10 protein-coding genes are annotated in these 10,243 nt (G+C 44.8%); 2 read left to right on the top strand and 8 right to left on the bottom strand.

Annotated features, from left to right (window positions below):
- Window positions 1–340 precede the first annotated feature (340 nt).
- Window positions 341–2,536, top strand: a complete 2,196-nt coding sequence (locus O9300_RS11295; RefSeq protein ID WP_287971727.1) for an ATP-binding protein — start codon at window positions 341–343, stop codon at window positions 2,534–2,536.
- Window positions 2,537–2,746: 210 nt separating this feature from the next.
- On the opposite strand, the gene O9300_RS11290 is transcribed toward O9300_RS11295, so the two are convergent.
- From O9300_RS11290 to O9300_RS11275, 4 genes are all read right to left on the bottom strand, one after another.
- Window positions 2,747–2,896 carry a hypothetical protein gene (locus O9300_RS11290; RefSeq protein ID WP_287971725.1) on the bottom strand — a complete coding sequence of 50 codons (150 nt, stop codon included), beginning with the start codon at window positions 2,894–2,896 and terminating at the stop codon, window positions 2,747–2,749.
- A gap of 196 nt (window positions 2,897–3,092) precedes the next feature.
- Window positions 3,093–3,209: a photosystem I reaction center subunit VIII gene (locus O9300_RS11285; RefSeq protein ID WP_004162778.1), complete on the bottom strand. Its 117-nt coding sequence runs from the start codon at window positions 3,207–3,209 to the stop codon at window positions 3,093–3,095.
- Window positions 3,210–3,265: 56 nt separating this feature from the next.
- Entirely contained in the window at window positions 3,266–3,748 is a 483-nt protein-coding gene (locus tag O9300_RS11280; RefSeq protein ID WP_004162779.1) for a photosystem I reaction center protein subunit XI, read from the bottom strand.
- Window positions 3,749–4,103: 355 nt separating this feature from the next.
- Window positions 4,104–4,514, bottom strand: a complete 411-nt coding sequence (locus O9300_RS11275; protein WP_045361308.1) for a universal stress protein — start codon at window positions 4,512–4,514, stop codon at window positions 4,104–4,106.
- A gap of 163 nt (window positions 4,515–4,677) precedes the next feature.
- Here O9300_RS11275 and O9300_RS11270 point away from each other — a divergent pair, with 163 nt between their 5' ends.
- Window positions 4,678–5,886 carry a phosphoglycerate kinase gene (locus O9300_RS11270; RefSeq protein WP_287733200.1) on the top strand — a complete coding sequence of 403 codons (1,209 nt, stop codon included), beginning with the start codon at window positions 4,678–4,680 and terminating at the stop codon, window positions 5,884–5,886.
- A 129-nt stretch (window positions 5,887–6,015) separates the two neighbouring features.
- Here the strand turns inward: O9300_RS11270 and O9300_RS11265 are convergent, their stop codons facing one another.
- The 4 genes from O9300_RS11265 to O9300_RS11250 all read right to left on the bottom strand — a co-directional run.
- Complete coding sequence (locus O9300_RS11265; protein ID WP_002750593.1) at window positions 6,016–6,600, bottom strand: Uma2 family endonuclease; 585 nt, start codon at window positions 6,598–6,600, stop codon at window positions 6,016–6,018.
- A 157-nt stretch (window positions 6,601–6,757) separates the two neighbouring features.
- Window positions 6,758–8,113: a glucose-6-phosphate dehydrogenase assembly protein OpcA gene (gene opcA, locus O9300_RS11260; RefSeq protein WP_287971722.1), complete on the bottom strand. Its 1,356-nt coding sequence runs from the start codon at window positions 8,111–8,113 to the stop codon at window positions 6,758–6,760.
- A 253-nt stretch (window positions 8,114–8,366) separates the two neighbouring features.
- Window positions 8,367–9,896, bottom strand: a complete 1,530-nt coding sequence (gene zwf, locus O9300_RS11255) for a glucose-6-phosphate dehydrogenase (RefSeq protein WP_190719781.1) — start codon at window positions 9,894–9,896, stop codon at window positions 8,367–8,369.
- A 107-nt stretch (window positions 9,897–10,003) separates the two neighbouring features.
- Window positions 10,004–10,243 (bottom strand): zinc ribbon domain-containing protein (locus O9300_RS11250; protein WP_287971719.1); only part of this gene is annotated, 240 nt, incomplete at its 5' end.

The following is a 10,243-nucleotide window of genomic DNA, read 5'->3' as shown; positions in this document are numbered from 1 at the left end:
TCAGCAGGGTTATCAAATTTTAAATCTGCCTCTATCCAATAATGTCAGCAGTTTTCAAAATAAAATTTTTCAGTAAAACCAAAACCCCTGTCCCTTTAGTGTTGTGTGGGGTTTGGGGATTTGGGGATGTGGGGAGTTGGGGATGTGGGGATGTGGGGAAGGGGGGACGTGGGGACGGGGGGACGGGGGGAAGTGGGGAAGTGGGGAAGTGGGGGAATTTCAACTAAAACCCCAAAACCCTATCACCCTATCACCCTATCACCCTATCACCCTATCACCCTATCACCCTATCACCCTATCACCTCCTGCCTCCTGATAACTGATAACTGATAACTGATAAATGAATGCTTCTCCCGCTTATGTTTGCTGTCAAGTGTTGTCATCTACTCACCTCGAACAAATTCGTTCTTGGTGGGGACAGTTGGCAATACAGGTGACAGCGCCGAGGATTAGTCTAAGTGAAAGAGAGCTGCCGCTAAAGACGGGGGAAATCTATCAACTCTTGCTTTCCACTGACCTACAAGCTTTATTGTTAGCCAGTCCCCAAGCACATAACTTTGAGTACGAAGTCCGCATTAGTTTTGAAGCGAACACGATTAAAAACTTTCTGCAAGGACTGGCTGTCAAGTCTCTCCACAACCCAAAAATTCAGCAGGGTTATCAAATTTTAAATCTGCCTCTATCCAATAATGTCAGCAGTTTTCAAAATAAAATTTTAGTCAAAATTCTCTCGATAATTTCTTCTCCGTCTGCTGATAGAGATTGTTCCCGCATCTTCTCCGTTTGTCAACCGGTAGAAGCGGCCCTATCCCAACAAATCCAACAGGAAAGATTATTAAACCAAGTCATCACCCAAATGCGTCAGAGTCTGGAGTTACCGGTGATTCTGGAAACCGTAGTCAGGGAAGTGCGGGATTTTCTGCAAGTGGACCGATTGTTAATTTATCAATTTTTCCCCAGTACCGGTGAGGTAAAGGGAAAAATAACTTCCGAGTCGCGCATTTCTGACCAGATAAATTCGGTGTTAAATTTAACCCCCGAAGACGATTGTTTTTCCTATATTCCCCAATACAAAGAAAAGTACCGTCAAGGATTAATTCTGGCCGTAGATGATGTGGATGCTAACTATTCTTCTTCCTTCTGTTTGTCCGAATTTTTGCGACAACACCAAGTGCAATCAAAATTAATCGCCCCGATTGTGGTACAAGAAGAATTGTGGGGTTTATTAATTGCCCATCAATGTCAAGAAAAACGCCAATGGTTGCCGCAAGAAAAGAAATTTTTAGGTCAGATTGGTGAACATCTCGCCATCGCTATCTATCAAGCGCAATTATATTCTCAAGTACAGGAACAAAAAGATATTTTTGAACGCCGGGTAATAGAAAGAACCCAAGAATTACAAGATACTTTAATGGCCGCAGAAGCCGCTAACCTCTGCAAAAGTGAATTTTTAAATAATATTAGTCATGAGTTATTAACTCCCCTAACTTGTATTATCGGTTTGTCCAGTACCCTGCAAAAATGCTCGGCAGCCAATAATTTTTTACCCCCCGACAAACAAAAACAATATCTAAAAGTTATTCAGGATAACGGCAATAAACTATTAGAATTAATCAATGACTTGCTTAATTTCTCGCAAGTTTCGGCGGGGAAAGCTGTTTTAGATATTAAACAATTTTCGCTAAAATATCTCTGTAATCATGTTTTAGAAATTATTAAAACAGAGGCAGAAACTAAAGAAATTAATCTGATTTTAGAAATGAGAATCACCGAAAAAGAGCATTATTTTTACGCCGATTATGATCGAGTTCAGCAGATACTTTTATACTTGTTAAAAAATGCCCTGAAATTTACCCCCGAACAGGGTGCTGTCACGCTGAGACTGTGGAAAGAAGGCAGTCAGGTCATTTTTCAGGTAGAGGACACGGGCATCGGCATTCCTGCTCAAAAAATACCGCTTCTGTTTGAAAAATTTACCCAATTGGATGGCTCCCGCAAACGTCGTTATGGTGGTGTGGGATTAGGATTGGCTTTAACTAAACAATTAGTGGAACTCCATCGCGGCACGATCGAGGTAGAATCTTGCTTAGATAAAGGTTCCATCTTTACCGTCCGTTTACCTCAACAAAAGCCCCCCAAACCCCAACCCTCGGATCATAATCCCCATTTTAATCACCACCATCCCACTATAGTTTTGATTGAAAGTGACGAAGAAATCGCCAATCTTATTTGTGAGTTATTGATGGTGGCACATTATCAAGTTATTTGGTTAATCGATAGTGTCTCCGCTATCAAAAAAATTGAGATCGTGCAGCCAGGTATTATAATTGTCGATCGGAAAATGCCTGATATATATCATCTCTGTCATCTTTTAAAAAAATCTAGCCAAACTCAAGCCAGTAAAGTGCTAATCTTGAATGATACCCCTGAAATCAGCGTTAATTTTCTTGGTCGTCATGGCATTGACGACTATCTCCTCAAACCCATTCAACCCTCCCTATTGTTGGAAAAAATCCGCTATCTAACCGCTTTATAAGTGGGGTTTGCGGCAAAAAGTTTTTCGGTGGGGGTAGGGGTGCATCTCATTTTTGTAAATCTACTAATTTGGGATTTTTTACGCGAAACTTTCTCCTAAAATTGGGTGTGTTACTTTCAGTTTTATCACTCAATCCAAGCTTTTGGGGGGTAGAACCCCCCAAAAACCCCCCGTTGGGGGCGTGGCGCCGCCCCCAAACCCCGGAGCGCATTAGCTTTTCGGTGAGATGCTTACACGCGATTGTTCATATTTTTGTACCCATTTCAGAGTCACTGATAATTGCTGATTGTCGGTATTTCTGCAAATGTGGGATGCAGCCTGGATGCAGGGTGTGGGGTGTAGGGTTTTACCAATTTTCATCTTCTTTTTTCCTCAGAAAATAGGACTTGAAAACTAACTATTAAATAGCTAATTTTCAAGTCCTTAATTGCAGGAATCCTAGACTAAATTAACCTGAGTTCGGTTTAAGGGAATTTTGCCATAGCTTCCACGAAAGAATAGGAGTTTCAGGCTACGGTAGCATCAGGGTTTTAGCTTATCCCGAACTGAGGTTAAATTAGGATTCACTTTCGATATAGATAAATAACAAACCCATCACTACGGCTGGCATTAACCAACAGACGATCGGGATTAAAATCCAAGGCAGATAAGAAGCTGCGTAGTCACCAGTCATGTCAAACGCTCCTAGTAAAAAAATAAGGAAATGATAACAGGTAGAAAAAGGGTTAATTATTGATTAAAAACCCCGCGCATGATGCCATCAACGACACCAAGATTTTCTAGGAGGAAATAGGCCACAAAAGCGCCACCCATACCGCCAATAAAGAAACCGGCAGCGAATTGACTCCAACCCTCCGCCGATTTCAGCGGATCACCACTAGCGGCCTTACCTTGGAAGGAGACAAGACCATAACTCGCTAAACAACCCGTAGCCAAAAGAACCATGGCTAAAGCGGGGATTAAGCCGCCGATATTGGCATATTCGGAGTCTCTCAAGGGGCCTAGGACAACCCAGGGACCACCGAGGAAATAACCGTGGGCCATACCCACTTCTAGACCGCGGAGAATCGGGGCTAGACCGGGACGATAGGCAGGTAAGTTACCAATAAAAGCTTTGGTAAAACCAGAAGCGGAAATGGGGGTAGCTAGATGACCAATGAACGGATCATCATTGTAGGGTGTCACCACCTGTTTGTATCCAGTTTCAGCCATTGTGTTTGAGTTCTCCTTTTTCCGATCAACGGGAAAATTGATCATAAAACTTTAAGATTACACTTTAGGCCTAAGAATTACTTCAAGCAACCCCATCGATCGAGTTTTCAAGGGTTGACGGCTGAAACTCTCACAATTCGTTACATTTCTCTCAGGGGAAGGGAGTGGGGAGCTTTGTTTCAGTAAACAGTAATCAGTGAACTGAAAACTCACATCTGATACTAAATCCGTTGAGTATAGGCTACATATCAGGATAGGCAAGAGGCAAGAGGCAAAAGGAGGAATAGATAATCAGTCTTTAATAACTGGATTTAGTATGATAACTGCTCACTGATAACTGCTCACTGATAACTGCTTAAGGGATAATCAACACTGGACAGGGGGCAAGGTTAATAACTTTGGTGGTGACGCTTTCGGACACACCTTCGCTGGTTAATCCTAAACCGCGACAACCCATAACGATCAGGTCGGCATTAACTTCATCGGCCACATCACAGATGACAAAAGAAGGTATTCCCTCCCTTTCAATCATTTCCGCCTTGATGCCAGCTTGAGCGAAAATCGCTTGCGCCGATTGTAACAATCTATCCACCGCTTCGATCGAACTCATCTTATCGTCGGGGGCAATTTCTCCGGTGGGTGTCGTTTCCACCACCGACAACAGGACCAAACGACTGTCAAAGATTTTGACTAATTCGATCACACTACTGGTCGCGTCACGACTTTCGCGGCTGTGGTCGATGGGAAATAAAATCGTCTCAAACATAATTAGCAAGTCTCTCCAATCAAATTTTTCTGGGAAAATCAGTCTTAGAACTGCAAAACTGATCCCCAAATCTGAAATAATCTTTGTCAAAGTAATTGCCGCAAGTAGCGATACCCTGATTTAATCTTTATTGTACGGTAAGCAATCTAGGAGGTTATGGGCTGTGCCAAAAAAAACAGTAGCGAATTTAACAGAAGCTGATTTAGCGGGCAAACGGGTCTTAGTCCGGGTCGATTTTAACGTTCCCATGGACAAAGCCACCGGGAAAATCAGCGATGATACCCGCATTCGGGCGGCACTACCAACCATTGAGGATTTAATCAAAAAAGGGGCTAAGGTTATTTTATGCAGCCACATGGGTCGTCCCGACGGTCAAGTTAAAGAAAATTTGCGTCTGACCCCTGTGGCTAAACGTCTCTCGGAATTATTGGGCCAAGAAGTAATCATGTGTCCCGATTGTATTGGTGAGGGAGTTACGGCAGCGATTAGCCAAATGTCTAACGGTCAAGTGGCCCTTTTGGAAAATCTGCGTTTCCACGGTGAAGAGGAGGCAAATGATCCCGATTTTGCCCAAAAATTAGCCGCTAACGCCGATTTATACGTTAATGATGCTTTTGGTACCGCCCACCGCGCCCACGCTTCCACGGAAGGCGTTACCCACTATCTCAGCCCCTCGGTGGCGGGTTATTTAATTGAAAAAGAGTTAAACTACCTACAGTCCGCTATTGAAACTCCCCAACGTCCCCTAGCGGCGATTATCGGCGGTTCTAAGGTTTCTAGTAAAATTGGCGTGATCGAAACTCTATTAGAAAAGTGCGATAAACTGCTCATCGGTGGCGGTATGATCTTTACTTTCTACAAGGCCCGCGGTTTAAGTGTTGGTAAGTCTTTGGTGGAAGAAGACAAACTGGAATTAGCTAAATCCCTGGAAGCGAAAGCTAAAGAAAAAGGGGTGGAATTCCTCCTTCCTACTGATGTGGTGTTAGCGGATAAATTCGATAAAGATGCCGAGTCCCAAATCGTCAAGGTCGAAAATATTCCCGATGGTTGGATGGGATTGGATATTGGACCAGAATCAGTTAAAGTTTTCCAAGAAGCTTTATCTAACTGTAAATCTGTCCTCTGGAATGGCCCGATGGGGGTGTTCGAGTTCGATAAATTTGCGGCGGGTACAGATGCGATCGCTCACACTTTAGCCGATTTAACCGCTACTGGTACAACTACCATTATCGGTGGTGGTGACTCGGTAGCGGCGGTGGAAAAAGTGGGAGTGGCGGAAAAAATGAGCCATATTTCCACTGGTGGTGGCGCTAGTTTGGAATTACTCGAAGGTAAGGTTTTACCCGGTATTGCCGCTCTCGATGAGGCCTAATTATCGAAAATTTGGGTTTAAACAAGGTGGGTGTTGCCCCACCTTTTTTTATGAATTAGGGAGTGGGTTTTTCAAGTTGGATTGGGAGTTAATCATACAAAGACTTTTGCGGCAAAAATAGTTGAGCCACTAGGATACTTCAATTGCGGTAAAATCCACCCGCTGATATAAATCTGTCAGGGATATTTGAAAATCTAGAGAAAACAAAGTTAAAATCGCTTCTTGATCGTGATAATCCCGGAATGCCCAATGATCGCCTCTTTTATGAAACTGTTCTATATAATAACCATATTGGTCGATTAAAATATATTCTTCAAAACTATTAAGAGAGCGATAAAATTTAAACTTATCACCCCGATTATAGTCTTGAGTAGATTTTGATAAAACCTCGATAATCACCTGTGGATTGGTAATCGTATCGGTGCGTCCTCTTTCAAGAATTGGTTCTCCCTTAACGATCATAAGATCGGGATAGGTGTACACATTATAGGTGGGTATTGCCAAGCGTAGATCGGTGATAAATATATCATAGGCTTGATTCTGGATAGTTAAGGGAAATCTTCTGTAAAAATTTCCCGCAATGCGATTATGGTTAGGAGTTCCCCCAGTCATAATAATAATTTCTCCATCTCGATACTCGTGTCTGTCGGTGGCAGCTTCCTCTAGTTGAAAGTATTCTGCGACTGTGTAGCGTTTCTCAGTGGTTGCGACCATATTGCCCCCTTGAAAGCAAAGCTCTGTTTTTATGATAACCTGTTTTCCGAAAAGCTAAAATTATCGGTTTTAATCAAGTGCTGACTGCCGTATAAATATCGAGAGACCTTGTTAACAAGGTCTCTCCAAAGTGGGTGGGATTATTGTTGCTAATTTGTTAATCCGGTTGGGATAATTTGAGGATAGCGCTAGTGACTTTCATGCTTTCTTGATAAAGCACGTCCTGGCCCCAACGCTGTAACTGTTTACCTAGCAGAGTTTCTGTTTTTTGGTCTTCCAGATGGGCCACTTGTTCAATGCGGCAAGATTGGGCCCCTCCCGAAGCTTCCATCCGCATACAGCCGGTAGTTCCCGAACAAATTACCGTACAACAATCAGCCTGAAGATTAGTAGAACTGAGTTTAATACTAATCAGATCCCCTTGTACCTCACCCCAATCGGCCACGGGAACACCGGCTAATTCCGCCTCAATTAAACGCTGGTCCTGACCGAGGAAGCTAATCCGATGAATAGCGTAATCTCCCGACCGGTGACTATATCCCACCGGTCGCCATTGTAACCGGCTGGCCATCCAACCGAGGAACATAAAAGCTTGGCAAGGATTGCCCTTTTCGTAATCAATAGTGATGCGATCGACTTCCAGAATAGCATCCCGGCGCTCCGGTGGATCAAAAGCCTCGGCGGTTAGTTCTTGCCAGGGGGCGAGACGACTCCAGTTCAGGTCAGCTAATGGTACATCTGTTGCTAATAAATCCCCCACTTGCAGCAGTTCCGTTTCCGGTTCCCGAAAAGTGCTGGAATCGACGATAATCGTATCACATTGACTGGCCAGACGCTTAAATAGTCCATATTCCGCATCGGGACTGGCTTTCCACCAGAGAAATTTTGGCAAACTGGGAATAGTTAACTCGGAAATAATGCCGCCAATTCGTTCCAAAGCTTCTGCCGTACCGCTTAAAGTAACGTATTCACAGCAAACTAAAGTGTTCTGACTACGTTTGTTAACGGGACAATAGGCAGAAACAGAGGCTTTTACCCCTTCATCGGCCTCGGCGGTGGGACAGAGGGTAATAATGCGACAGGGATTGGAAGCAGCGATCGCATCTGCCACCCCAATCGCATCCAAATCGGCGGCGTATTGACGATGATTAGCCCCGTCCTCGGCGTTTTTTTCCGCTTCCCAGGCCGCCCTTAACCGAGCGACAAATTCATCGCTAGAAAGCCCGGTTACTTCTAGTTCTAGGTCTTTCTGGGCGACTTTGATGGCGGCGTGAGTCCTGGGACCGGCAATACCATCAATCGGGCCGGTGTAATAGCCGAGAAGGGTTAACAATTCCTGTACCGCATCGGGTTCATAGACAATAAAGCTAAAGGTGGTGGCCCGGGTGGCGGCCATACCATCCTCATTATTATTATAGGATTGCCAGATATCGCGCAGTTCCTGCTCGATCACATCGATGGAAACATCTTTTGGTGCTTGCAGGGAGACAATGGGGGGGCTTTGGGTAGTCATGTCAGTTATCAGTTATCAGTTATCAGTTACCAGTTATCAGTTACCAGTAATCAGTTATCAGCTTCTGAAGGCAAGAGGCAACAGGCACTCGTGCAAAAGACAGAATCTGACAATTCTCCTACCTAAAAAGAAGGTTAGAAACTAAGCTCATCAAAGCTTTTAGCTTAACCAATTAGGTCTTAGATTCGGCCTTTGTTATCAGATGTGAGTTTTTAGTTTACTGTTTACTGATTACTGATTACTGTTCACTGTATTAGAGTCGTCGCCAACGACGGCCATCGCGGTTAAGGAGAAATTCCGCTTCTGTGGGTTCCCAGGTACCCGCTTCGTATTGGGGTACGGAGGCGGGATCGGCGGGAGCGTCCCAAGCGGCGAGAGCAGGAGTAACGATGCGCCATGCTTCTTCTACCTCGTCAGAACGGGTAAATAGGGTTTGATCTCCTAGCATAGCGTCTAAAAGTAGCCGATTATAGGCATCAGCGCTGGCAACACCGAAGGAGGAACCATAACTAAAGTCCATTTCTACCGTGCGCGTGCGTAATTCCGACCCCGGCATTTTTGCCTCAAAACGCAGGGCAATACCTTCGTTAGGCTGAATCCGGAGACTCAGTACATTTGCATTAGTTTGTTGGGCTGCCGATTGGAAGATTAATAACGGCACATTGCGGAATTGGATGGCAATCTCGGAAACTTTTTTGGGCAGACGTTTACCGGTACGCAGATAGAAGGGGACACCTTGCCAACGCCAGTTATCGACGATTAATTTCATGGCCACATAGGTGGGAGTGGTCGATTCCGGATTAACCCCCGGTTCTTCCCGATAGCCCGGAATGGGTTTTCCTTTCATCCAACCGGCTTTATACTGGCCGCGGATGGCGGATTTTTCTAGGTTATTAATATCGGCCAGGTGAGTCGCTTGCAGGACTTTGACTTTTTCGCCGCGGACACTATCAGCGTTAATAGCGTTGGGTGCTTCCATCGCCGTTAAGCAGAATAACTGCATCAGGTGATTTTGCACCATATCCCGCAAAGCTCCCGATTTTTCGTAATATCCGGCCCGCTCCTCCACTCCCACGGTTTCGGCCACGGTAATCTGGACGTGATCGATAAATTGACGATTCCAGAGGGGTTCAAAGATAGCGTTAGCAAATCGGAACACCAATAAGTTTTGGACGGTTTCCTTGCCTAAATAGTGGTCAATGCGATAAACTTGGTTCTCCTGACAAACCTCTTGTACGACTCGATTGAGAACTTGGGCAGAACTGAGATCTTTGCCAAAGGGTTTTTCGATCACTAACCGGTGTTTAATTGGGTCTTTCAGCATTCCCGCCGCGCCAAGGTTTTTAAGACCGGGGGGGAAGAAATTAGGAGAAACCGCTAGATAAAAGACTCGATTGCCGCGGGTTCCCCGGATTCCGTCTAATTCTTCCAGAAAGACTTTCATTTTGGCGTAACTTTCCGGATCGTCCATGTTGCCGGGGAAATAGTACAACCCTTGGGCGAAGTCTTGCCAATATTCCTCACTACCAATCCCGTCGGAAAATTCTTCGATGCCTTGGCGCATCTGTTGGCGAAAATAATCATGACTCCACTCTCGGCGCGCTGTACCGACGATGGTTAATTCGGCCGGTAGTCGTCTTTCCCGTTTCAGTTGATAGAGGGCAGGAACCAGTTTTCTTTGGGTTAAGTCTCCCGATGCCCCAAAAATGACTAAAATTAGGGGTTCTGGGGTTCTTTCTTGTCGCAATCCCACTCGGAGAGGATTTTCGAGCAGCTTTACCATAGGATTTTGTCTAGCCGAGGTGCATTATTTTCCAGTCTAGCGAAAATACTCGACGGGATACCTAAATTGACGCTCCCATCGCACTCAAGCGCTTCGGGATTCCCTGTTCATCCAGTTACCTTATCTATTAGGCTTTCACTTAATAGACAGTGGGTAGTCTGGCCGAGGGCTTGAATTTCTGTCCGCCCGACAGTATTTGCCCGTGGGAGAATGTTTATAGCGGCGTTTTCGTCTCTATCCAAGACACACCCACAAGAACAAATATGTGTTCTTACAGATAATGTTTTCTTGACGATATTGCCACAATCAGAACATTGTTGGCTAGTGTATTGTGGATTTACCGCTAC

Origin of the sequence: Microcystis sp. LE19-195.1E (genome assembly GCF_027532095.1) — a bacterium.
Taxonomy (GTDB): Bacteria; Cyanobacteriota; Cyanobacteriia; order Cyanobacteriales; family Microcystaceae; genus Microcystis; species Microcystis aeruginosa.
This window is presented reverse-complemented; position numbering and strand designations above follow the sequence as displayed.